This is a genomic window from Kitasatospora sp. NPDC059673, assembly GCF_042734215.1.
GTDB lineage: Bacteria > Actinomycetota > Actinomycetes > Streptomycetales > Streptomycetaceae > Kitasatospora.
In genome coordinates, this window is the sequence record NZ_JBHWEN010000009.1 from 210,665 (window position 1) to 234,419 (window position 23,755).

16 protein-coding genes and 1 rRNA gene are annotated in these 23,755 nt (G+C 71.1%); 13 read left to right on the forward strand and 4 right to left on the reverse strand.

Features of this window, described 5'->3' with window-relative positions:
• The first annotated feature begins 82 nt into the window (after window positions 1-82).
• The 3 genes from ACFV18_RS13890 (at window position 83) to ACFV18_RS13900 (ending at window position 5,543) form a co-directional block, all read left to right on the forward strand.
• On the forward strand, window positions 83-1,693 hold the full coding sequence (locus ACFV18_RS13890; RefSeq protein ID WP_380482745.1) for a flavin-containing monooxygenase: 1,611 nt from the start codon (window positions 83-85) through the stop codon (window positions 1,691-1,693).
• 71 nt (window positions 1,694-1,764) lie between these two features.
• Window positions 1,765-2,244, forward strand: coding sequence for a hypothetical protein (locus ACFV18_RS13895; RefSeq protein ID WP_380482746.1), 480 nt, complete (start codon window positions 1,765-1,767; stop codon window positions 2,242-2,244).
• Window positions 2,245-2,528: 284 nt separating this feature from the next.
• Window positions 2,529-5,543 carry a hypothetical protein gene (locus ACFV18_RS13900; protein WP_380482748.1) on the forward strand — a complete coding sequence of 1,005 codons (3,015 nt, stop codon included), beginning with the start codon at window positions 2,529-2,531 and terminating at the stop codon, window positions 5,541-5,543.
• Window positions 5,544-5,609: 66 nt separating this feature from the next.
• On the opposite strand, the gene ACFV18_RS13905 is transcribed toward ACFV18_RS13900, so the two are convergent.
• Window positions 5,610-8,504: a BTAD domain-containing putative transcriptional regulator gene (locus ACFV18_RS13905; RefSeq protein WP_380482750.1), complete on the reverse strand. Its 2,895-nt coding sequence runs from the start codon at window positions 8,502-8,504 to the stop codon at window positions 5,610-5,612.
• 297 nt (window positions 8,505-8,801) lie between these two features.
• Between ACFV18_RS13905 and ACFV18_RS13910 the strand changes: the two genes are divergently transcribed.
• A complete protein-coding gene (locus ACFV18_RS13910; RefSeq protein WP_380482752.1) occupies window positions 8,802-9,083 on the forward strand; it encodes a hypothetical protein in 282 nt (93 codons plus the stop codon).
• Between the two features lie 173 nt (window positions 9,084-9,256).
• The gene (locus ACFV18_RS13915) at window positions 9,257-9,898 is read left to right on the forward strand and encodes a carbonic anhydrase (protein WP_380482754.1); all 642 of its coding nucleotides are present in this window, start codon (window positions 9,257-9,259) and stop codon (window positions 9,896-9,898) included.
• 57 nt (window positions 9,899-9,955) lie between these two features.
• On the opposite strand, the gene ACFV18_RS13920 is transcribed toward ACFV18_RS13915, so the two are convergent.
• A complete protein-coding gene (locus ACFV18_RS13920; protein WP_380482756.1) occupies window positions 9,956-10,093 on the reverse strand; it encodes a hypothetical protein in 138 nt (45 codons plus the stop codon).
• Here ACFV18_RS13920 and ACFV18_RS13925 point away from each other — a divergent pair.
• The 5 genes from ACFV18_RS13925 (at window position 10,092) to ACFV18_RS13945 (ending at window position 17,360) form a co-directional block, all read left to right on the forward strand.
• A complete protein-coding gene (locus ACFV18_RS13925) occupies window positions 10,092-10,352 on the forward strand; it encodes a hypothetical protein (RefSeq protein ID WP_380482758.1) in 261 nt (86 codons plus the stop codon). The two genes, ACFV18_RS13920 and ACFV18_RS13925, sit on opposite strands and share 2 nt — an antisense overlap.
• A 188-nt stretch (window positions 10,353-10,540) precedes the next feature.
• Window positions 10,541-11,713 carry an alpha/beta hydrolase family protein gene (locus tag ACFV18_RS13930; RefSeq protein WP_380482760.1) on the forward strand — a complete coding sequence of 391 codons (1,173 nt, stop codon included), beginning with the start codon at window positions 10,541-10,543 and terminating at the stop codon, window positions 11,711-11,713.
• Window positions 11,714-11,903: 190 nt separating this feature from the next.
• A complete protein-coding gene (locus tag ACFV18_RS13935; protein WP_380482762.1) occupies window positions 11,904-13,397 on the forward strand; it encodes a Dyp-type peroxidase in 1,494 nt (497 codons plus the stop codon).
• Between the two features lie 25 nt (window positions 13,398-13,422).
• Window positions 13,423-15,528 carry a flavin monoamine oxidase family protein gene (locus ACFV18_RS13940; RefSeq protein ID WP_380482764.1) on the forward strand — a complete coding sequence of 702 codons (2,106 nt, stop codon included), beginning with the start codon at window positions 13,423-13,425 and terminating at the stop codon, window positions 15,526-15,528.
• Window positions 15,525-17,360, forward strand: a complete 1,836-nt coding sequence (locus tag ACFV18_RS13945; protein WP_380482766.1) for an alpha-keto acid decarboxylase family protein — start codon at window positions 15,525-15,527, stop codon at window positions 17,358-17,360. Before ACFV18_RS13940 ends, ACFV18_RS13945 begins: the two co-directional genes overlap by 4 nt.
• A gap of 43 nt (window positions 17,361-17,403) precedes the next feature.
• On the opposite strand, the gene ACFV18_RS13950 is transcribed toward ACFV18_RS13945, so the two are convergent.
• Window positions 17,404-18,633, reverse strand: coding sequence for a C40 family peptidase (locus ACFV18_RS13950; protein ID WP_380482768.1), 1,230 nt, complete (start codon window positions 18,631-18,633; stop codon window positions 17,404-17,406).
• 348 nt (window positions 18,634-18,981) lie between these two features.
• On the opposite strand from ACFV18_RS13950, the gene ACFV18_RS13955 reads away from it, so the two are divergent.
• The 3 genes from ACFV18_RS13955 (at window position 18,982) to ACFV18_RS13965 (ending at window position 23,299) form a co-directional block, all read left to right on the forward strand.
• Entirely contained in the window at window positions 18,982-21,108 is a 2,127-nt protein-coding gene (locus ACFV18_RS13955; RefSeq protein ID WP_380482770.1) for an alkaline phosphatase family protein, read from the forward strand.
• A gap of 131 nt (window positions 21,109-21,239) precedes the next feature.
• The gene (locus ACFV18_RS13960; RefSeq protein ID WP_380482772.1) at window positions 21,240-21,818 is read left to right on the forward strand and encodes a LemA family protein; all 579 of its coding nucleotides are present in this window, start codon (window positions 21,240-21,242) and stop codon (window positions 21,816-21,818) included.
• Entirely contained in the window at window positions 21,815-23,299 is a 1,485-nt protein-coding gene (locus ACFV18_RS13965; RefSeq protein ID WP_380482774.1) for a DUF2207 family protein, read from the forward strand. The genes ACFV18_RS13960 and ACFV18_RS13965 overlap by 4 nt, the downstream gene beginning before the upstream one ends.
• Before the next feature lie 181 nt (window positions 23,300-23,480).
• Here ACFV18_RS13965 and rrf read toward each other — a convergent pair.
• Window positions 23,481-23,597: ribosomal RNA gene (rrf, locus tag ACFV18_RS13970) — 5S ribosomal RNA — on the reverse strand.
• Window positions 23,598-23,755: the final 158 nt, after the last annotated feature.

Sequence of the window (23,755 nt, forward strand, 5' to 3'; positions counted from 1 at the left end):
CTGCTCCATCTATCGAGTGGATTACGATCGTGGCGCATACGATAGCATTCGGTTCGAGCATTCTTCTGGATGGAGGGGAACCATGACCGACCCGCACACCACGGACCCGGCCCCGCACGAAGCAGCCGGCGCCTCACCCGGACACGTGTCCGTCGTCATCGTCGGCGCGGGATTCGCAGGCCTCGGCACAGCCATCCGGCTGCTGCAGGAGGGCTACCGCGACCTGCTGATACTGGAGCGGGCCGATGAGGTCGGCGGCACGTGGCGGGACAACGCCTATCCCGGATGCGCCTGTGACGTGCCCTCGCGCCTGTACTCGTTCTCGTTCGCGCCCAACCCCACCTGGAGCAGGCGCTTCGCGCCTCAGGAGGAGATCGAGCGGTACCTGAAGCGCTGCGTCGACCGATACGACCTGACGCCCCGCCTTCGGCTCGGCTGCGAACTGCAGCGCGCCACCTGGGACCCCGATCGGCTGCGCTGGGAGCTGGACACCAGCACCGGACCGCTCAGCGCCGGGCTGCTGGTGATGGCCCAAGGGCCCCTGTCGGAGCCGGCCGTCCCCTCGCTGCCCGGTCTGGACGGCTTCGCCGGAGAAGCGTTCCACTCCGCCGGATGGAAACACGACCTGGACCTGTCGGCCAAGCGGGTGGGCGTGATCGGCACCGGCGCGAGCGCCGTCCAGTTCATCCCTCACCTGCAGCGCACGGCCCGGCAGGTGACGGTCTTTCAGCGGACTCCCTCATGGATCGCCCCGCGCCGGGACCGGCCGGTACCGGCGTGGCAGCATCGCCTGTTCCAGCTGGCCCCGACGGCGCAGCGACTGGCGCGAGGCTGGGAGTACCTGGCACGGGAGGCGACGCTGCCGGCCCTGCTCGGCAACCGCACCATGGCCGCGCTGGGGCGTCGGGAGGCACTGTCCCACCTGCACCGCCAGGTCAAGGACCCCGAGCTGCGGTCCAAGCTGACCCCGGACTACGCACTGGGCTGCAAGCGGGTCCTGCTTTCCGACGACTACTACCCGGCACTGGTTCAACCCAACGTCCGCGTCGTCACCGACCCGATCGCGAGCGTCGGACCGAACGCGGTCCTCACCACCCCGCGCAGTGGCACTCGAGGCGCACCCGCCGGCACCACGCATCCAGTGGACGTACTGATCTTCGGAACCGGATTCCGTGTCACCGACGCCTCCTACGCGCAGCACGTCATAGGTGGTGACGGACGGTCCTTGGACGAGGTCTGGCGAGGCAGCCCGCAGGCACACCTCGGTACCACCGTCGCGGGATTCCCCAACCTGTTCCTGATGGCAGGACCCAACACGGGCGTGGGGCACACCAGCCTCATCCACATGATCGAGTCGCAGATCAACTACCTCGTCAGCACCCTGCGGCTGATGCGGAGCCGCGGTCTGGGCTCCGTGGACGTGCGCGCGGAGACGCAGCACGCGTACAACGCCGAACTGCAGAACCGGATGGCCCCCACCGTCTGGGCCGCGGGCGGTTGTTCCGGCTGGTACCAGGACCGCACGGGCCGTGTCACCACCATCTGGCCCGCATCGACCTGGCAGTTCCGCCGTCGAACCCGAGCCATCGACCCGGACGAGTACGTACTGACGGCGCCGCACGTCGCCCCGGACCAATCCATCTCCGACGGGTCCGTCCGCGCGGGCGTCGGCGAAGCGCAGCCGGGGTCATGACGGATTCACTCCGCCCCCGAGCGATCGGTTGCGCCTGCGGCCACCGGAGACTTCTGTCCAAGGAGACGCTGGTGTCCACGCCCCGTACCCCCGCCACCCGGCTCTTCGCCTTCGAGGCGTTGAGCACCTTGTTGTTCGCGGTGCCCATGCTGATGGTCACCGCGCCAGGCCGTCCCAGAGTGCCCGAATGGGCCCAGCTCCTGGGGCTCGCCCTGCTTCTCACGATGATCGTGGCGATCGTGCACACCTGTCGGCTGACCACCGCCGAAGGGCTGAGACTGATCACCGGTGGGGCTGCCGGGCAGGGCGAGAGGGCAGCCAGGCGGCTGCGCCAACAGTCCAGAGCGGAGCGGCGGTTGGGGTGGCTGCTGGTCCTGTATCCGGCCGTGCTGGTGATCCTGCTGCCAGTCCCCGATACCTGGGTACGTTTCTGGTTCTGGTCCACGGTGCTGCTCAGCCTGTCCGCGATGCTCTCGCTCGGCTTGCTGCTGCGCGGCGCGGGCCACGCGGACTGCCGGCAAGGAGGACTTCCGAAGACCGCGGGCCCATAGCACCGGATGCCGGACGACGTCACGGCGTCGAGGGCGGGGCCTTGTCGTGCGGGCCCGGGGCGTGGTGGCATGGGCCCGGCCGGACAAGGCCCCTACGTGAGTTTCCCCGTTGCCGCCGGTCATGGCCCGCTTCCCAGTGGCTTCCCAGTCGACTCCCACTCCCCGGGCGCACGCTCGTGGTGTCGGGACGACCGACCGAATTCCCAAGGGGGGAAGCGACAGTGGATCCGAGAATTCCGGGACGGTACGGCGGGGCACGGGCTCTGCGGTCCGCCGGGCGGCGCGTGCGCGCAGGGGCGGAACGGGTGCTGGCCCTGCTGCTGGTGACCGCCGTGCTGGTGGTGGGGGCGGACCTACCGGCCCGCGCGGCCACGGGGCCGGTCAATGTGGACATGGAGCAGCTGCACAGCCGGGTGTTCTCGGCGTACGTGCGCAACTACGACCGGGGGCTCCAGGGGCTGAAGGACCTGGTGCTCACCGACAACATGATGTACTGGCGCCAGCAGCACCCGACCGTCTCGGCGGACGAGGTGGTGCATCACATGGCGCTGGTGCAGCAGCAGTTGGATTCCAAGCTGACGGGGTACGACCCGGGCAAGGCCGGCTATGACGCGTTCATCAAGGTGATGGAGGCGCTGTCGGGGGTCCCCGAGATCAACATCGCCACGCCCGCGCTGAAGGCGCTCGCCGAGGTGACTCTCGCGGACAGTGCGGCCAAGTGGCAGAACCTGACCGACGCGGTGACCAGCAGCCGCACCGCGCTCACCTGGATGAACAAGTACTTCGCCCTTCAGGACCAGGTCTGGGGCGAGTTGCAGCGCCGCGCCGCCGTCGACACGACGATGGCCAACGCCTGGGACGGGTACGTCGGTTCGCGGCTGAACGTGACCTCGACGGCCAGCTTCGAGCAGCTGTCGGCGGACCCGGCGCTGGCCAACTGGCTGACCATCCAGACCATTCTGGAGAACCAGAGCAACACCGACACCTACCTCACCGAGATGCGGCGTCAGCTCGCGGCGGCGTTCGGTCAGCTGGACGCGAAGACCGACCAGGTCACGGCGGACCTGCGTCAGCTGTCGGACAAGTACCCGGTGGGCGTGGACGGTGCCAAGCCGACGGCCGACGAGCAGGCGGCGCAGAAGAAGAAGTCGGAGGAGTTCCAGGCGCAGATCGAGGCGGCGGGCTCCGCGGTGTACATCCTGTCGACGCTGGCCGGCTTCGCCGACGCCAAGTTCGGCCGGGACGTCGCCCTGGCCGGCAACGCGGCCGTCACGATCGCCTCGGCGATCAACAAGTACCTGCCGACGGTGGCGGGTCTGGACCTGACCCAGGCATTGACCTCGGCGAGCACCCTGGTGTTCAGCGGGAACGTCCTGGGTGCGGTGCTGAGTCTGCTGCCGCTGTTCACGGGTGAGAGCGCCTCCCCGGACCAGCTGATCATGAACGAGCTCGGCAAGCTCCGCGAGGACGTCGCCAACCTCGGGCAGCAGATGAACGACCGGTTCGACCGGATCGAGAAGGCGCTGACCCAGGTCTACGCCGACGTGATGACCCAGTTCGACCGGCTGTTCCAGGACATCGTGATCGTGCGGGGCAACCTCTCCGACATCGAGCACCGGATCTTCCTGCTGAACGCCAAGATCGACACCTTCGCCGCCTCCACCCAGGCCGCGCTGACCGCCGTCGCCACCCAGGACGTTCGCGGCAACATCAACCGGTACGTCAACTACCGGGACACCTACGGCCAGGACATCCCCACCTATCAGGAGTACACCACCCCGGAGAACTCCTTCCACTTCACCGCGACCGCGCTCTCCTCGGACGACACCTTCCTGGTGCCGGCCGGCACCTACGGCGCGGTCGACCCGGTCTCCACCCTGGCCAACTACCGTCCCGCCGGCAGCATCAACTACCTGGCGTGGCTGGCCCAGCAGCGCTTCGACGGCGCGTTCCCGCAGCCGGCCGGCAAGGTCGCCAACCCCGCTGTCTGGGAGCTCGGCGCCCGCTCGTACGCGGTGCTGGAATCCCAGAACCAGCCCTACGCGTCCAAGGTCAGCCCGGCCCGCGCCGCGCAGATCCAGGCCACCGGGCAGGACATCAACCGGGCCGCCGCGAACTTCAGCAGGCCCACCGCCGACGGGAAGACCAACGCGCTGTTCAACGGCCTGACGGCCAACTACCGGGCGGCGATGAACAGTTTCTCCGACCAGCTGGCGAAGATCCGCACCACGGAGGTCCAGCAGGGCAAGTCCTACGACCTGTTCGGCACCGCCGACCAGGCCCGCCGCCCGGAGTGGCCCGTCCCGGCCACCCCCGCCCAAGGCACCTGCTCCACCAACCAGGTCCCGACCACCTCGCACCCGACGCCGAGCAATGTCACCAACAACGACCTGGCGTCGCCGTACCTGCTCGCCAACTACCTGGCCCCGGACGGCGCCAAGCCGGCCTTCAGCTGGTCGTGCAACGCGGTCGTGTCCCTGACCGACCAGACGTACGACGACGAGGGGGTGCTCCACAACTACTACACGGTGACGCTCACCTACCGGAACTACGTGCTCTGGCCCGGCGAGAGCACGCGCCGGCTGATCCGCACCCGCACCTTCACCGATGACCCGTTCGAGTCCACCGAGCTCAGCCTGCCCACGCTCAACCACAACTGGGGCTGGTTCGCGGACCGGTTCGAGCAATTCGCCACCACCACCGACGAGGACACCACCCTCGCCGACGCCAAGGTGCGGACGCAGAACGTCCTCAACGGCCGGCAGAAGCTGTACTACGACACCGTCTCCTCCCGCCTCGGCAGCCCCGGGGACCTGCTCGCCGCCAACACCAAGGTGACCGAGGCCGTCACCCTGCTCCAGGCGTACTCCGAGCTCGGCTGGGCCCGGGCCGTCCAGCAGGACGACCTGCTCAACGGTCTGCTGAACGGCCGCCTGCACCTGCCGGCCGACCTGCCCGGCACGGCCCACTTCACCGACGCCTTCCGGACCGCAGCCGCCGCCTACCAGGGCTGCAACCCGGCCACCGGCGGCGGGCCGTGCACCGGCCGCGGACCGTTCGACCCGTACGCCGGGCAGCAGCAGTACACGGCCGGCTGCCAGATCGACGGCGGCCAGCTGCCCGGCGACCCGCTCGGCAACTGCCTGCTCTCGGTCGCCCGGCAGCGGACCGACGCGCTCGCCCAGCGGTACGCGGCCCACTCGGCCGAACTGGCCGCGGGCACGTACACCGAGAGCCTGCCCACGGTCGACGCGCTGATGACCACGGTCAAGGTGACCGACCTGGCGGTGCGGAACTGACCCACCATCAAGGGCCGGACGGGTTCGCTGAACCCGTCCGGCCCTGCTGCCTGCGCGCGGGCGCCGTCAGCGGCCGGCGGAGTCGGAACAGCAGGTCCTGACCCCGGCGAGCAGCTCGGCCGCCTCGGCGGCGGACAGCCGGCGTCCCCGCTCGACGTGGTACGCGAAGTCGCCCTCGGGCAGCGCGCCGCGCACCAGTTCGGCGTACCGGGGGCCGTCCACCGGGTCGAGCGCGGTGGGGGTGAACCCGATCCGCTCGCCGCGCCGCGCCACCACGCCCAGCAGCGCCGCGCCCTGCGCCGGCTGCCCCGAGCGGGCCAGGGCGGCGGCGGTGGTGTGGGCGATGACCAGCCAGGCGGTGGTGTCGCGGTCCTCCTCCAGGACCCGCAGGATGTCCAGCCCCGCGCAGAGCGCCTGCTCGGTGCGGCCCGCGTCGAGGTCGCTCTTCATCACCAGCCAGGCCGAGGAGGACATCACGAAGCCGAAGCCGCACCCGCGCGCCACCTCGATGGACTCGGTCAGCACCGCCCGCGCGCGCTCCTCCTCCCCGCCGAAACGCAGCAGCATGCCCAGCAGCATCAGCGCCTCGGCCCGCACCCACGGCGGGCCGACCGCCTGCGCCAGCTCTACGGCACCCTGCGCATCCGCCAACGCCCCCGCCGCCCCGCCCAGGGCGCCGAACAGCGCCCGGTACCCCAGCGCCTGCGCCTCGACCGTGGCATCACCCGCCCGGCGGGCGAGTTCGACGGCCTCCGCCGCGGCTTCCGCCGCCGTGCCGAAGTCGCCCACCAGGTACGACAGCGCCGCCACCCCGATCGACGCGCGGGCCCGCGCCCGGGCGGGCGCCTGCGGTCCGCTCATCTCCAGCGCCGCCCGCAGCCAGCCGAGCCCCTCGGTGACGTGGCCCCAGCGGTACCAGAACCTGGTCAGCGCCCCGCCGAGCCGCAGCGCGTACGAGGACTCGCCGGCCAGCAGCGCGGAGGTGAAGGCCGCCCGGATCTCCGGCTGGTCACGGACGGTCCGCTCGGTCGCGGCGCCGGCCTGCCCGCCCAGGATCTGCGTCTCCGCGGACTCCGCCCGGCCCAGCACCCAGGCCCGGTGCGCGGCCTGGGCGGCCGCCAGCAGCGACGGCTCCCCCTGACGGCGGGCGAACTCCTTCAGGGTCTCCAGCATCCGGTAGCGCCTGGGGTGGGTGCCCGGCTCCACGGCCAGCAGCGACTTGCGCACCAGCGCGGTCACCTCGGCGAGCACCGGGCCGCCGCAGACCGCGGCCGCCGCGTCCAGGTCCAGGCCGCCCGCGAACACGCTCAGCCGGTGGAACACCGCGCGCTCGCGCTCGTCCAGCAGCCGGTGGCTGCACTCGACGGCCGACTCCAGCGCCCGGTGCCGCGCCGGGCCGGTGGCCGGACCGCCGACCAGCACCGCGAACCGGTCGTGCAGGGCCTCCTCGATCTGCTCCAGCGACAGCGTCCGGCACTGCACGGCGGCCAGTTCGATCGCCAGCGGCAGGCCGTCCAGCTCCCGGCAGATCCGCTCGGCCACCACCCGCTCCGCGTCCGAGGGCGTCCAGCCGGCCAGCGCGGCCGACGCCCGCGCGACGAACAGTTCCACCGCCGCGGCGGCCGGCAGCGGGTCCACCGGCCAGACCAGCTCGCCGCTCACCCCCAACGGCTCCCGACTGGTGGCCAGCACCCGCACACCCGCGCACCGCGACAGCAGTCGCGTCGCACACTCGGCGGCCGGGGCCAGCACGTGCTCGCAGTTGTCCAGCACCAGCAGCAGCCGGCGCTCGCCCAGCACCTCCGCCAGCCGCTCCGCCGACACCGCGTCACGGATCCCCAGCACGTCGGCGATCCGGGCGACCAGCAGGGGGGTGTCCGCGCCCTCCAGGTCGGCCAGTTCCACCAGCCACGGGCCGTCCTCGTCCGTCCGGGCCCGGGCCGCCTCCACCATCAGCCGGGACTTGCCGATGCCGCCCGGGCCGGTCAGCGTCACCAGCCGGTGCTCGTCCAACAGGGCGGCGAGCCGGTCGCGCGCGTCCTCGCGGCCGATCATCGCGGTGAGCGGGATCGGCAGGTTGCGGCCGCGGCGCGGGGGCGGCGACGCGGGGTACGGGGGCGCGGCAGCGGCGCGCGGGGGCGGGAACGCTGTTGTCGCGGGGTGCGGGAGGGCGGCGGCGCGCGGGGGCGGGGGTGCCACGGACTCGTCCTGGGTCAGCAGCGCCGACTCCAGCCGCCGCAACGACGGGCCCGGGTCGATGCCCAGCTCCTCGGCCAGCAGCCGACGGGCGGTGCGCAGCGTCTCCAGGGCGTCCGCCTGCCGCCCGGAGCGGTACAGGGCGAGCGCCAGCAGCTCCCAGCCGCGCTCGCTCAGTGGCTGCTCCGCGGTGTGCTTGCCCAGGTCCGCGACGACCGCGGTGTGCCGGCCCCGGGCCAGCTCCGCGCTGTACAGGTCCTCCTGCGCCGACAGCCGCAGCCCCTCCAGCCGGGCCGCCTCGGGCATCGCGAAGGCGCTCGCGGCGAACTCGGCGTACGCCGCGCCCCGCCACAGTGCCAGCGCCTCGGCCAGCACCCCGGCCGCCGCCTCCGGGTCGTCGGCGCTCAGCAGTCGCTCCCCGCGGCCGGCCAGCAGCGTGAAACGCTCGGCGTCCACCCGCTCCGGGGCCAGTCGCAGCGCGTACCCCGTGCCCTCCCTGACCAGCACCTCCGCCGAGCCGCGTGCCGCGCGGCGGGGCTCCAGGGCCCGGCGCAGTGCGGCGACGTAGGAGTGCAGGGTCGTGGCGGACGGTAAGCGCTGCCGCTCCCACGCCTGCTCGATCAGCGCGTCCTGATCGACCAGGCGTCCGCGCGCCGCCACCAGCGCGGCCAGTACCGCGCGCTGCCGCGGCCCGCCGAGCGCCACCGGCCGGCCGTTCACGGCGGCCGTGACCGGGCCCAGCACGCCGATCCGAAGACTTGACACCGTGTCGTCCTGATCCGTCACAACTGGCAAGCGTGCCATCCGGTTGCCGCACGGTAAACCGAGTTGCGCTTCGCCGTTGCCCGTCGGGGCCCGGTCGGGGCTCGTGGGGGCTCGCCGTTGCCCGTCGCGGCTCGTCGGGCGGAAGAGCCGGCCGCCGCGCCGGGCCCCATTCCAGCCATCCTCCAGCCGCAATTGGTCCACACCATTGACGCGCTCAACTCAATCCCGAAAGATCGTCCGCGGCCGGGCGATGTCCGCCCGTCCCCTCATGTCCCTTTGCCCTCCCGGGAGTTCCCCATGGCAGTCCGTCGCGCCGCCAAGGCCGTGTCCGTTCTCGCGCTCGGTGGTGCGCTGGCGCTCGGAACGGCCGGCCCTGCTTCCGCCTCGGGAGTCGCCGACCTGACCGGAATGGGGTGCCCGGACTACTACACCGACTACTACGGCAACGGCGGGTTCGTGCAGACCCTGGCGTACACGTACACCGGCGGCAACGGGTACCGGTACGGCCACTACAACGTGGTGTTCCGCAACAACTTCGGCACCACCAACGAGGGTTCCCGCGACTACCGCTGCTACTGAGCGGCGCCGGAACCAAGGGCGCGGACGCTGCATAACTATCGCGGTCGTCACACCGATATCCGAAGGATTCCGGCCGTCTTCGACCGCTTCGTCCGGTTCGGCGAACGGTTTCGGCCGGTCCGGCGGGTGGCCCGGACGAGCCTGCCTCTGGACGGAGGACGTAGTCTGCGGGCATGACAGACGCCGCGAACCTCACTCCCCGGGAAGCCTTCGAGATGCTGCTGGCGGGCAACGGCAGGTTCGTCGCCGGTAGCCCCCACCACCCGAACCAGGATGCCGCCCGCCGCACCCAGACCGCGCCCTCGCAGGCGCCGTTCGCGGTGCTGTTCGGGTGCTCCGACTCCCGACTCGCCGCCGAGATCATCTTCGACCAGGGTCTCGGTGACCTGTTCGTGGTCCGCACCGCCGGCCACGTGCTCGGCCCGGAGGTGCTCGGGAGCATCGAGTACGGCGTGAGCCTGCTGGGCACCCCGCTGGTCGTGGTCCTCGGCCACGACTCCTGCGGCGCCGTCGCCGCCACCCGCGAGGCGGTCGCCGCCGGCGCCACCGGCGAGGGCTACGTCCGCGACGTGATCGAGCGGGTCACCCCGAGCGTGCTCGCCGCGAACGCCGCCGGGCACACCGACAACTCCCACTTCATCAACGAACACATACGGCACACCGTGGCCCTGCTGATGGAGCGTTCGCGCACCCTCTCCAACGCGGTGGACGCCGGACGCACCGCCGTCGTCGGCCTCTCCTACCGCCTGGTGGACGGCACCGCCCACCTGGTCACCACCCGCGGCCTCGACCTCCCCACCCCCGCCGCCGCCTGACCCGCCCCGGCCTCCCCACCCGCGGCCCCGGCCCGACCAGGCCGGGGCCGCGGCGCGTCAGACCGGCCGCAGCACCGCGCCGAACTGCACCAGGGCGAGCAACAGCAGCGTCGTGCCCGCCTCGATCCAGGGGTAGGTTGAGCCCTCGGCCGTCGGCACCGGCGGCAATCGATCAAGGGGGAGACGGGGAGACATGGCGAGTTACTCGATCTCGGTTCGCCTGCAGCGCACGACGGTGGAGGAGGCCTACGTGTCCGTCCCTGTCACCGACGCGATGATGCGGGACGAGCCGAACGAGGACGGGTCGTACGGCATCGACGTGACCGAGTTCTACGCCGCCGCGCTCCAACTCGGCGCTGCGGCCGAGTGGTTGCCGGAGGACCGGAGCGTCGTCGTGCACCCGATCCAGAAGGCGCCCGACCACATTCAGCAGGTGTTCGACGCCCAGCAGTGACGGTCCCCGGCGCAGCGCCCGTCCGGCGCGCCGACCGGCTGCCACCTCGAACTCCCGCACCCCACCCGGCCGTTGAACCGGCTCGACAACAGCCCCTGGGCAGCCCGCGTCCTCGCGCCCTATCCGTGGGATCCCCTACGCCTCTGATCTGACGTCAACTGTGTTGCAGGCGAACTATGTTGACTCCCATGACCGCAATCCGTCGCACCGCCGCCGCAGCCGCGCTCCTGCTCGCCCTGCCGCTGTCCGCCGTCGCCACCGCCGCGCCCGCGCTGGCCGCCACCGCGCCCGCCGCATCCACCGCACCGGTGGGCGTGCAGGTCGAACTCCCGCGCCCCACTGGGCCGTTCGCGGTCGGGCGGCAGATCCTGCACCTGACCGACCGGAGCCGGACCGACCCGTGGGTGCCGTCCGCCGGACCGCGTCAGCTGATGGTCTCCATGTACTATCCGGCCAAGGCGGGCACCGGCGGGCCCGCGCCGTACATGACGCCCGAGGCCGCCCGGCTCATGCTGGACGTGAAGCTCCCCGGCAACACCATCCCCACCGAGGTGGTCACCGGCACCCGCACCTGGTCCAGGACCGACGCACTGCCGCAGCACGGCCGGTTCCCGCTGGTCGTCCTCTCCCCCGGCTACACCATGCCGCGCACCGAACTGACGGCCCTCGCCGAGGACTTGAGCAGCCGCGGCTATGTCGTCGCACTCGTCGACCACACCTACGAGAACACCGGCACCACCTTCCCGGATGGGCACACCACCACCTGCGAGGCCTGCGAATTCCCGCCCAGCGACGAGCAGTTGGCAACCTTTGCGGAGAGCCGGCCGAAGGACGTCTCCTTCGTCCTCGACCGGCTCACCGACCGCGGACGCCCCGCCTGGCGCTACGCCCACCTGATCGACCGCGACCGCATCGGCATGGCCGGCCACTCCCTCGGCGGCGCCGCCGCCGTTCCCGCCCTGCTGACCGACGACCGGATCCGGGCGGGTGCGAACCTGGACGGCACCATGTTCGTCCCGGTCCCGGCCACCGGGCTCAAGGGCAAGCCGTTCCTGATGATCGGCCGCCCCCTGGACGGCCCGGACGACCCCAGCTGGACCGAGAGCTGGTCCCACCTCGACGGCTGGAAGCGCTGGCTGACGGTCGCCGGCTCCGACCACGGCAGCTTCACCGACATCCCTCTGTTCTTCGAAAAGCTCGGCCTCCCCCAGTCTCCCGAGACCACCGTCACCGCCGCCCGCGGCATCCAGCTCACCCGCCAGTACGTCGCGGCGTTCTTCGACCTCCAGCTGAAGGGCGTCCCCCAGCGGATCCTCGACGGCCCGACCCCCGTCAACCCGGAGATCGGCTTCCACCCGTAGCAGCCACCTTCCGCCGCGAGGTCGCCGGGCACAACGCCCGGCGGCCTCGCCCGCGTTCCGGCACCGGTGCGACGGCCCTGCGCCGAAGGGCAGACGTCCGGCTGGCAGGACTCTCGACCCGGAGGCTACGTTGAGTGTCGGCCCGGTCGCATTGTGCGATCAATCATGCCTGCATCCGAGGAGCCCGACCGTGACCACCACCTCCACCCGTCCCACCGGTGTGCCCGCCATCGAGCAGCTGCCCAAGCCGCCGCTGCGGACGAGCACCGACATCCAGGGCAACATCCTGGCGGCGTTCAACAAAGACTTCATGGACTTCCGCTACCTGCACTTCCCCGACGCCGCCCGGGGCCGCGGCTGGCTCTCCGCGATCCTCAACACCGTCTCGACGACCAGCGAGACCGAGGACTTCAACGAGCAGTTCTCGCTGGCCCGCCGGGCGTTCGGCCGCGACCCCGGCCTGGTCACCGTCCGCTGCGGGGTCTCGCTCACCTTCGAGGGCCTGCTGACGGTCGCCAACAACCCCGACCAGGTCAGAGCGGACCTCCAGGCGAACTTCCCGTCCTTCAGCGCGGGCGCGGCCGCCCGGGCCTCCGACCTCGGCGACACCGACGACAGCGACCCCAAGCAGTGGCTGTTCGGCGCCGGAACCGGCGACCAGGTCGTGCACGCCGTCCTGATCGTCGCCGCGGACACCGACGAGATGCTGCAGGAGAAGCTGAAGAACCTCGACGCGGTCGAGAACGCGAACCAGATCGTCCGCGTCCACGTGGACGAGGGCCGCACCCTGACCGGCGCGCTGAAGGGCCACGAGCACTTCGGCTACAAGGACGGCATCTCCCAGCCGGGCGTGAAGGACTTCCACCAGGAGAGCCCGGACCAGCCCGGCACCCGCGACGTCCACCCCGGCACCGAGCTGATCGAACCCGGCGAGTTCGTCTTCGGCCAGAAGAGCGAGGCGGGCGACCGGACGGCTCCGCAGTGGATGGCGAACGGCTCGCTCCAGGTGGTGCGCCGCCTGCGCCAGGACGTCGCGGGCTGGAACAAGGCCGTGGTGGACGGCGTCGCGCAGTTCACCGGGACGATGGACGCCACCCGGCTGGGTGCCTGCCTGGTCGGCCGTTTCAAGGACGGCACGCCGCTCGCCCCGCCGAACGGCACCGTGACCGGCGTCGGCACCGACCGCAACGACTTCGACTACAGCAACGACCCGGCGGGCGAGCACACCCCGTGGGTCGCGCACATCCGCCGCACCAACCCGCGCTCCTTCGCCGGCATCGGCGACGGCCAGCCGAAGAGCCACCGGCTGATGCGCCGGGGCATCCCGTACGGCCCGGAGTTCCCGGGCGGCGCGGACGACGGCGTGGACCGCGGGCTGATGTTCGTCTGCTACGGCACCTCGTTGGAGCAGCAGTTCGAGCTGGTCCAGCAGTTCTGGGCCAACGACTCCTCGTTCCCGCCCGGAAAGCCGAACGGCCCCACGCCTGCCCCGAACGGCTTCGACAAGGTCATCGGCCTCGCCGGCAAGGCCGAGATCGGGCTCGCGGACGGCACCCACGGCACCGTCGACATGAAGCGTTTCGTCCGCACCACGGGCGCGCTGTACGCCTTCACGCCCTCGATCTCCACGCTGCGGCTGCTCGCCGGCGGCCAGGACCTCCCCAACACGCCGACCAGCTCCTGACCTGCCGTCGCCCGGAGGAGAAACCATGACGAACCCCGTCACCGAGGGCACCGCCGGTGACCGCGAGCGATGGCAGACCTGCCGGCAACTGGCGCGCGAACTGCTGCTGATCGGCCCGGACGACAAGGACCTGAAACTCCGCTACCTCGACGTCCTGATCAAGGACGGCATCCCGCAGACCGATCAGCCGAAGGACGTGCTGATCATCGGCGCGGGCATCGCGGGCCTGATCGCCGGGAAGCTGCTCAAGGACGCCGGGCACCGCGTCACCATCCTGGAGGCCAACGCCAACCGGGTCGGCGGGCGGATCAAGACCTTCCGTTCCACCGACGACAGCGCCGACGGCCCGTTCCACGACCCGAAGCAGTACGCGGAGGCCGGGGCCATGCGGCTGCCGAGCTTCCACCCGCTGACCCTCGCGCTGGTCGACCGCCTCGGCCTGCGCCGGCAGCTGTTCTTCAACGTGGACATCGACCCGGACACCGGCAACCAGAACGCGCCCGTCCCGCCGGTGGTCTACGAGTCCTTCGAGCCCGGCAAGGTCTGGCAGTACGGCGCGGACAGCCCGGAGTTCCGCGAGCCGGTCAAGCGCTTCCACTCCTGGATCCGCACCAACCGGATCCAGGCCCGCCGCAAGGACTACGCCGACGACCCGAGCTGCATCAACGAGGGCTTCCACCTCACCGGTGAGGAGGCCCGGATCACCGTCGCCGAGATGGTCAACCAGGCGCTGGAGCCGGTCCGCGACTACTACTCGGAGATCAAGGACGGCAAGCGCGTCAACAAGCCGTTCGCCCAGTGGCTGGACGGCTGGACCCGGGTGATCCGCGACTTCGACGGCTACTCGATGGGCCGTTTCCTGCGCGAGTACGCGGGCTTCAGCGACGAGGCCATCGAGGCGATCGGCACCATCGAGAACATGACCTCGCGGCTGCACCTGGCCTTCTTCCACACCTTCCTGGGCCGCAGCGACATCAACCCGAACGCCACCTACTGGGAGATCGAGGGCGGCAGCTGGAAGCTGCCCGAGGCGCTCGCGGACGAGCTCCGGGCGGAGCTGCGGATGGGCCGGCGGATGATCCGCATGGAGTACTGGGACCCGCGCCGGGACGGCGGCGGCACCCTCAACGTCGGCCCGATCGGTCCGCAGGTCGCCGTCGAGACCGTCCCCGAGGACGACCCGCAGGCCCCGCCCACCGTCTGGAAGGGCGACCTGGCGATCGTCACGGTCCCGTTCTCGGCGCTGCGGTTCGTCCAGGTGACACCCCCGTTCTCGTACAAGAAGCGCCGGGCGATCATCGAGACCCACTACGACCAGGCCACCAAGGTGCTGCTCGAGTTCTCCCGCCGCTGGTGGGAGTTCACCGAGGCCGACTGGGAGGAGGAACTCAACTCCATCGCGCCCGGCCTGTACGAGTACTACCAGCGCACCGGCGAGGACGACGCCGAGGCGGCCGTCGCCGCCGCCCACAACGGCCACCGGCCGCCGCGCAACCTGCCGGACATGCTGCTCGGCGCACACGGCAGCGTGGACGAGCGCCGGATCAGCGAGGGCCAGCGGGAGGTCTACCGGCACACCCCGCTGCTGCGGGCCGGCGTGCGCCCCGCCACCGACTGCTTCGGCGGCGGCTCGACCACCGACAACCCGAACCGCTTCATGTACTACCCCTCCCACCCGGTGCCCGACGGCGACGGCGGCGGCGTGGTGCTGGCCGGCTACAGCTGGTCGGACGACGCGGTGCGCTGGGACTCCATGGAGGACGACGAGCGGTACGTGTACGCGCTGCGCAACCTCCAGTCGGTGCACGGCCGGCGGATCGAGGTGTTCTACACCGGCTACGGGCAGACCCAGAGCTGGCTGCGCGACCCGTACGCCTTCGGTGAGGCGGCCGTGTACACCCCGCACCAGATGACCAGCTTCCACCTCGACGCGGTCAAGCCGGAGGGCCCGGTGCTCTTCGCCGGCGAGCACGTCTCGCTCAAGCACGCCTGGATCGAGGGTGCGGTGGAGAGCGCCGTCCGGGCGGCCCTCGCCGTGCACGAGACGGCGCCGCCGGCCGCGGCGCGCCGGGAGGTCCGGCCCGAGGCCCGGCCCCGCCAGGAGAACCAAGAGGAGGCACTGCGCCGATGAGCAGCACCAACGAATGGACCGTGGGCCGTTACCTGGCCACCAGGCTCGAACAGCTGGGCATCCGGTACCTGTTCGGTGTCCCGGGCGACCTGCTCGGCCCGTTCCTGTCGATCATGCAGGAGACCACCTCGGTGCGCTGGGTCGGCACCCCGACCGAGATCGGCGCCGGCTACGCGGCCGACGGCTACGCCCGGGTGCGGCTCGCCGACGCCGCCCCGGACCAGCCCGAACAGGGCGTCGCGGCCGTGGGGGTGACGTACGGGGTGGGCGCGTTCAGCCTGCTCAACCCGATCGGCGGCGCGTACGTCGAGGACATCCCGCTGATCGCGATCAACGGTGCGCCGTCCTACGAGCAGTGGCTCAACTTCCAGGCCGTCGGTCTGCTCACCACGCACATGAGCCCGCGTCAGGAGAGCAACCTGGACGTCTACCGGCAGGTCACGGTGGACGCGCAGGTGCTCTCCAACCCGGGGCTGGCGCCCTCGCAGATCGACAGCGCGATCACCGCGTGCCTGACCGAACGCAAGCCGGTCTACCTGGAGGTCATGGACGACCTCTGGCACGCGCCCTGCGACCCCCCGCAGGGTCAACTCCGGGCACACCAGCGGCCGTTCACCAAGCGCAATCAGGACATCCTGGACAAGGCCGTGGCGGCGGCGGTGGAGCTGATCACCACCTTCGGCACGCCGATCGTCTGGGCCGGCGAGGAGCTGGTCCGCCGGCGGCTGGAGAACGAACTGCTGGAGTTCGTCGAGGCCACCCAGATGCAGTTCTGCACCACGGTCGGCGCCAAGTCCGTGGTGTCGGAACGGCACCCGCGGTTCGCCGGCGTCTACAACGGCAGGGCGAGCCTGCCGGAGATCCGGGACACCTTCAAGAACGCGGGCTGCCGGATCGGCCTCGGGACGTGGTCCACGTCCAAGAACCTCAACGGCGAGCAGTCCATCGGCGACGACTGGATCGTGGCCGCCCGGGGCGGCGTCAGCGTCGGCGCCAGGTACTTCCCCGACGTCCAACTCGGCCGTTTCATCCCGGCGTTGAAGGCCGCCCTGGCGGGAAAGACCTTCCCGGCCGACCACTTCGCGCTGGCCCGCGAGGCGGGCCTGGACGTTCCCGCCACCACCTCCGAGTTCCTGGGCTCGCTGAGCGTGCGGCACCACCGGAAGACCGAGCTGACCTACGACGGTTTCTTCGAACGCATCAATCACTTCCTGGAGTTCGAGGCCACCGGCGGTGACCCGGAGGCCGCCTCCCCGTTCACCGTGGTCTCGGACGCGGCGTTCGCGCTGCTCGGCTCGATGAACCTGCGGATCAACGAGCGGTCCGGCTTCCTGGCGCAGAACAGCTGGCTGTCCATCGGCTACTCCGTCGGCGCGGCCACCGGTGTGGCCTTCGGCCGGCAGCAGCCGCTGAAGCGCCCGCTGGTGTTCGTCGGGGACGGCTCGTTCCAGGAGATCTGCCAGGAACTGTCCACCCAGGTCCGCCACCACCTGCGGCCGGTGATCTTCGTCCTGGACAACGAGGGCTTCTACGGCATCGAGCAGATGCTGGTCAGCCCCTGCTACTACAAGGGCAGGCCGTCCGACGGGGCCGACTTCTACAACGTGCTGCACCCCTGGCACTACGAGAAGCTGGCGCAGGTCTTCGGAAGCGAGAAGGACCAGATGCACGGCTTCAAGCTCAGCACCCACGCCGAGCTCGACACCCTGCTGACCGAACTCGCCGACCCCACCAACCAGCTCAACCACGCCCCGATCCTGGCCCGGGTCCGGCTCAGTCGGCACGACTACCCGAGGGCCCTCCAGTACAAGATCGACGAGAACTGCCCGTAACACGAAGCCGGCCCCCGTCCTCGACGGGGGCCGGCTCATGCCGTCAGCAGTTGGGAATGGTCACACCGTTGTTGTCCTTGGCCACGTCGTTGCCCCACCTCGACAGGTAGAACGCCGACACCCATTGGCCGCTCGGGCCGACGTCCGGGTCGGTCTTCAGCCACCAGTGGTTGTAGCTGCCGCCGCTGGACACCTCACGGCCCCACACCTTGCAGTACACGTAGTTGGTGCCCTGGTACAGCGTCCCGGTGGCGGTGGCGCTGGTGGAGGTAGCGGAGGGGTACACCGGCGCGTTGGCGAAGGTGTCCACCCAGTACTTGCCGCTCGGGGCCGGGGTGCTGCTTCCGGAGCAGTCGGGGATGACGGTGCCGTTGGTGTCCTTGGCCACGTCGTTGCCCCACCCGGACAGGTAGTACGCCGACACCCATTGGCCGCTCGGGCCGACGTCCGGGTCGGTCTTCAGCCACCAGTGGTTGTAGCTGCTGCCGTTCGACACCTCACGGCCCCAGGCCTTGCAGTACACGTAGTTGGTGCCCTGGTACAGCGTGCCCGTGCTGCTGGTGGAGGTCGGGGAGGCGTACACCGGCGCGTTGGAGAAGGTGTTCACCCAGTACTGGCCGCCGCCCGCCGGCGGCGGGGTCGGCGCCGGGGTGGTGTTGCCGGAGCCGTACAGCCGGATGGCGCCGTAGTAGTCGCCGTGCGAGGACAGCGCCGCCACCTGGACGTAACCGCCGGAGTACGGGGCCTCGACGATCCAGCCCTGCCCCAGATACATCGCCACGTGGTGGATGGTGGAGGCGGTACTGCCGAAGTACACCAGGTCCCCGGGCAGCAGCGGCGCCGTCCCGTCCCCCCGGTAGTACCGGGCCACCGCCCGGGAGGTCGGCCACTGGGTCCGCGTGGTGCCGTTGATGACGTCCGCGCCGACCGCCAGGTAGTAGGCGTAGCGGACCATGCCGGAGCAGTCCAGGCCGCGGACGTTGCAGTCGTTGGGGGCGCCGTTGGACGGGTCGCAGATCCCGTACGTCGGCCCGGGCTGCGAGCCGTGCCCGCCGCCCCAGGAGTACGGGGTGCCGATCAGCCCGCAGGCGGACCGCACGGCGGCATTCGCCTGCGAGGCCGCACCGGTGGACAGCACCCCACAGGAAGGCGTCGCCTGCGCCGTCCCGGCCCCGGCGAAGAACACTCCGACCGACACCAGGACCGACAGCAGGGCCGCCCACCGCAGCGGGGCCACCAGCCACCGCGACAGAAGCTTTGTGCGCGTTGTCATGACTGCGGATCTTTCCGGCGGCCCTGACTCTCCCTCAATGGCTGCACCACACAGAAGACCTGACGGCTCATTGGCGCCCGGCCACATTGCGCGGGACCCGAAGGACATGGGACAGCGCAACCACCCTACCAACGATCCACCAACATGCGAGGGAAAACCGGAAATTGACGGTTCGTTACCAGCCAGTAGAGGATCAAGGAAGCCTTCTGTGTGGGCGAGTTGGCCGGACAACTCTTCACGCGGGCGTTGCACGGAGTTCCGTCGGCCCTTCTTGAATCCGCAGCACCGGGCCTGCCATCCTGGCCCGCGCCACACGCCCAGCCCTCCCACCCTCAGGAGAGTGCCCCCATGCGGAAACCGTCCGCACACCGACGCCACCGACGGCTGCACCTGCTGCTGCTCGCCGTCGTGGCCCTGCTCGTGCCGCTGATACCGACCCAGGCCGCCGCCGCGGGCAGCTCGATCGGCCTGGCCGCCACCAGCTACGTCCAGGGCCGGACTTCGGCCCTGCCGGTGACGTACAGCACCGGGCAGCCCTCCTCCACCAACTGGGTCGGCATCTACCCCACCGACCCCGCGAAGGGCCCCGGCAGCGGGACGGCCTCGCTGGCCTGGGCGTACGCCCCGAACAGCAGCGGCACGGTCACCGTGGCGGCGGGCTCCCTGCAGCCCGGCAGCTACCTGGCCTACCTGCTCGCCAACAACGGCTACACGCCGCTGGCCACGCCGGTGCTGTTCACCGTGACCTCCTCGACCGTCCTGGACACGCAGAACAGCATGCTGTGCCTCGGCCAGAGCTCCTACGCGCAGGGCCAGGCGGTGCTCGCCTCCTACGGCACCGGCCGGGTCTCCGCGACCAACTGGATCGGCATCTACCCCGACAACGGCCAGCAGCCGGGCGGGAGTCCGGCCCTCGCCTGGGCCTACGCGCCGAACGGCACCGGCTCGGTGTCCCTCGCCACCGACTCGCTCGCCCCGGGCACCTACCTGGCCGACTACCTCTACAACGACGGCTACACCGCGCTCGCCCGGCCCGCCCGCTTCTCCGTCACCGCGCCCGGGACCGGCAGCACCAACCTGATCGTCAACGGGGACGCCGAGTGCGCCGACGCCTCCGTCAGCGGCTACGACAGCGTCACGCTCCCCGGCTGGCAGACCACCGGCGTCCCGACCGCCGTGGCGTACGGCGCACCGAACGGCTTCCCGTCGAACAGCACCACCGGCCCGGGCAACCGCGGCAACGCCTTCTTCTCCGGCGGCCCGGTCGGCAGCTCCACGCTCTCCCAGACCGCCGACGTGTCGGCGGCGGCCGACCGGATCGACACCGGCGCGGTGACGTACAACCTCTCGGGCTGGCTCGGCGGTTACGCCACCGAGAACTCCACCGCCACCCTCACGGCCACCTTCCGCAACGGCTCCGGCGCGTCCCTCGGCACCACCCGGATCGGGCCGGTCAGCGCCACCGACCGCGGCCTGGCCACCGCCCTGCTCCAGCGCACCGCCACCGGAACCCTTCCCGCCGGCACCCGCAGCATCGCACTCGCCCTGCAACTGACCCGCGAATCGAGCCGCACCGGCACCGCGTACAACGACGCCTACGCGGACAACCTCTCGCTGACCATCTCGGCGCCCCTGCCCGCCCCCGCCCTGCCGGCCCCCGTCTCCTCCCAAGTGCCCTCGCTGGACCACGTGTTCTTCGTGATGCTGGAGAACCGGTCCTACGACCAGGTGATCGGCAGCTCCGCCGCGCCCTACCTGAACCAGCTGGCGAACAGCGGTGTCACGCTCACCCAGTCCTACGGCGTCGTCCACCCCAGTGACCCCAACTACCTTGCCGTGTCCGGAGGTTCCACCTTCGGCCGGACCGACAACCCCTACCCGGCACTCACCGGCGCGGTCACCGCGCCGCACCTCGGCAACCTGGCGGAGCAGGCCGGCCGGTCCTGGCGCGGCTACGTCGAGGACATGAAGTCGCCCTGCAACCTGAGCTCCAGCGGCAACTACGACGCGGACAACATCCCGTTCGTGTACTTCAAGGACGTCACCGGCGACACCGCCCGCTGCCAGGACAAGCTGCAGCCGATCACCCGGCTCTGGTCCGACCTCCAATCCACCGCCACCACACCGAACTTCGTCTGGTTCGAGCCCAACAGCTGCAACACCATGCACAACTGCGACGTCGCCACCGGCGACACCTGGATGCGCACCAACCTCCCGAAGCTGTTCGCCTCCCCCGCCTGGACGCAGCAGCGCTCCCTCCTCGTCATCACCTTCGACGAGGACGACAACAACCACGGCCAGCGCATCCCCACCATCGTCACGGGCTCGCCCGGCCTCACCAAGCCCGGCTACCGCTCCCCCGTCCAGTACAACCACTACAGCATCCTGCGCACCGTCGAAGAGGGCCTGCGCCTCCCCGGCCGCCTGACCCAGAACGACCAGTACGCGACCCCGCTCAACGACATCTGGAACTGACACCGCCTCACGCGGCCCCGTTCGACCGCCGCCTTCCGCCATGGGCGGCGGTCGAACGGCCTCCGGCCCTAAGATCTCCCCCGACCTGCCGGAACCGCCGGCGCCAGGTCACCACACCATGGGGGAACATCGTGGGTCTCGTCGTGGGTCTCGTCGTGGTCGCCGTCCTTGCCGTGCTGCTCGCGGTGGCAGCCTTGTGGGTCGTCCGGACATACAACCGGCTGATCCGGCTGCGCAATCAGACACAGGCGTCCTGGGCACAGATCGACGTCCAGCTGAAGCGCCGGCACGAGCTGATACCGAACCTGGTCGAGGGCGCGCGCGGGTACGCGGCACACGAGCGGGCCACGCTGGAAGCCGTCGTCACCGCGCGCGGGACGGCGGCGCAGACCGGTCTCCGCGTCACCGACAAGGCCGCCGCGGAGGAGTTGCTCACCGCCTCCCTCGGCCGGCTGCTCGCCCTCGGCGAGAGCTACCCGCAGCTCAAGGCGGACCAGCATTTCCTCAAGCTGCAGGCCGAGTTGGCCACCGCCGAGGACAAGATCGCCTACGCGCGGCAGTTCTACAACAGCGCCGTCCAGAGCTACCACACCGCCCTGGAGAGCTTCCCCGGGAACCTCGTCGCCGGTATCGGCGGCGGGCACGGCCGACGCGAGTACTTCGAGGCCGGGGCCACCGCGCAGGACGCACCCCCGGTGAACCTCGCATGAGCCTCGACACCCAGCTCTACTGGGCCGGCGCCGCACTGGTCGCACTCTGGCTCGCGGTCTACGGAATCGCCCTGCTCGCCACCCGGAACGGAACCGTCCACCCCGGCCCCGCGACGCAGGAACTCGGCGACCAGCCCGAACGCCCCGCCGTGGTGGCCATGTTGGCGAACCGGTGGCGCACCGTGGACCACGCCGCCGCGGCGACCCTGCTGGACCTCGCGGCGCGCGGCCTGGCCGAGATCCGCCAGCCCGCCGACGACCCCGCGCAGAGCACAGTGCACCGCACCCGCAAGGACGCCCCCGCCCTGGCCCCCTACGAACAGCGGGTCCTCGACCGGATCACCGAACAGGCCGGCGCCTCCGGAGCCCCGATCGGCGCGATCGCCTTCCGCGCACAGGAACGCGCGACCGCCTGGAACGGCGCCCTCCGCCGGGAGATCGTCGCCGAGGCCCGCCAGCGCGGCCTCTCCCGGCCGCGGTTCGGCCCCCTGCTGGCTGGCGTGCTGTTCACCGGCCTCTTCGCCCCCGGCGTGCTCCTCGCGCTGGGCGTCCTCACCGGCGGGCACAACCTCCGCGCGGCGATCGGGGTCGGCACCATCACGGCGATCCCACTGGGGTTCCTGCTGGCGCTCGCCATCGGCGAACGGGCAACCCGATCCGGGCTCGAACGCGCGGGCCACTGGGCCGGAATCCAGTCCTGGCTCCGCGCGCACGAAGACTTCACCCGACTGCCACCCGCAGCCGTCACCGTCTGGGACCGCTACCTCGCGTACGGCACCGCGCTCGGCGTCACCGCCAACGCCTCCCGCCTGCTCGGCTTCGACGCGGGCGACAAACGCCGCGTCTGGTCCTCCCACGGCGGCACCTGGCGCCCCGTCCGCATCCGCTACCCCCGGCTTCGCCCCGGCTTCGGCGCCAGTACCGCCCAGCTGCTCCAACTGGCAGGCGCCACAGCCGTGGTGGCCGTCGGCCTGACCCTGTTCGCCGTCCTCCGCCGCCCCGAATGGGCAGCCGCCCCCGACATGACCGACCCGCTGCGCCGCCCCGGCCTGCTGCTGAGCGCCGGCTGGGTCGGCATCGGCGTCCTCGCCCTCGCGGCGGCCGGCCGCCTCAGCCGCTGGACGGCGCTCCTGGCCTTCCTCGCCCTGATGCCCGGCAACTTCGCCAGCGCCCACGGCTGGATGTCCCACAGCCTTGACCACCCGGGCCGCTGCCCGGCGAAACCGCCGCAATCACCTGCTTCGGCGCACTCACCGCCTACTACCTCACCCTTGCCGCCCTGGAACGGCGAGCCCCGCACACCGTCACCGGCGAAGTCCTGCGCCTGGAGCCCCGCCGACGCGCCAGGGCCCCACGCTTCCTCGCCCTCGACACCGGCACCACCGACCACACCCTCGCCTGGGCCCTCCCCGCCAACGCCCCCACTCTCCCGCCCGGCAGCCTCGTCCGCCTCACGGTCTCGCGCGGAACCCGCACGGTGAGATCGGCGGAACTCGTCACCGGCTGATCGGCCGACCCCAACCGCCCTGACCGGGCCGGCCCGGTGGACCTCGGCAAGCGGTCGCCCGGCCGCCCGGTCGCCGGCCAACGGCTGTGCTGGCGCCCTGATAAACACGAAAAGCCCCCGCCCGATTTCCCGGGCAGGGGCTTTTCTGAATAATTGTTCGGCGGCGTCCTACTCTCCCACAGGGTCCCCCCTGCAGTACCATCGGCGCTGTGAGGCTTAGCTTCCGGGTTCGGAATGTAACCGGGCGTTTCCCTCACGCTATGACCACCGAAACACTATGAAACTGTCCACCGGAGTGGGTCGTTGTTTCAGAACAACACAGTGGACGCGAGCAACTGAGGACAAGCCCTCGGCCTATTAGTACCGGTCAACTCCACCCCTCACAGGGCTTCCATATCCGGCCTATCAACCCAGTCGTCTACTGGGAGCC

Bases quoted from the DNA above. Each gene is read 5' to 3' on its own strand.
- ACFV18_RS13945 (WP_380482766.1), top strand. From the start codon at position 15,525: ATGAGCAGCACCAACGAATGGACCGTGGGCCGTTACCTGGCCACCAGG.
- ACFV18_RS13940 (WP_380482764.1), top strand. From the start codon at position 13,423: ATGACGAACCCCGTCACCGAGGGCACCGCCGGTGACCGCGAGCGATGG.
- ACFV18_RS13955 (WP_380482770.1), top strand. From the start codon at position 18,982: ATGCGGAAACCGTCCGCACACCGACGCCACCGACGGCTGCACCTGCTG.
- ACFV18_RS13965 (WP_380482774.1), top strand. From the start codon at position 21,815: ATGAGCCTCGACACCCAGCTCTACTGGGCCGGCGCCGCACTGGTCGCA.
- ACFV18_RS13920 (WP_380482756.1), bottom strand. From the start codon at position 10,093: ATGTCTCCCCGTCTCCCCCTTGATCGATTGCCGCCGGTGCCGACGGCC.
- ACFV18_RS13925 (WP_380482758.1), top strand. From the start codon at position 10,092: ATGGCGAGTTACTCGATCTCGGTTCGCCTGCAGCGCACGACGGTGGAG.
- ACFV18_RS13930 (WP_380482760.1), top strand. From the start codon at position 10,541: ATGACCGCAATCCGTCGCACCGCCGCCGCAGCCGCGCTCCTGCTCGCC.
- ACFV18_RS13915 (WP_380482754.1), top strand. From the start codon at position 9,257: ATGACAGACGCCGCGAACCTCACTCCCCGGGAAGCCTTCGAGATGCTG.
- ACFV18_RS13910 (WP_380482752.1), top strand. From the start codon at position 8,802: ATGGCAGTCCGTCGCGCCGCCAAGGCCGTGTCCGTTCTCGCGCTCGGT.
- ACFV18_RS13890 (WP_380482745.1), top strand. From the start codon at position 83: ATGACCGACCCGCACACCACGGACCCGGCCCCGCACGAAGCAGCCGGC.
- ACFV18_RS13950 (WP_380482768.1), bottom strand. From the start codon at position 18,633: ATGACAACGCGCACAAAGCTTCTGTCGCGGTGGCTGGTGGCCCCGCTG.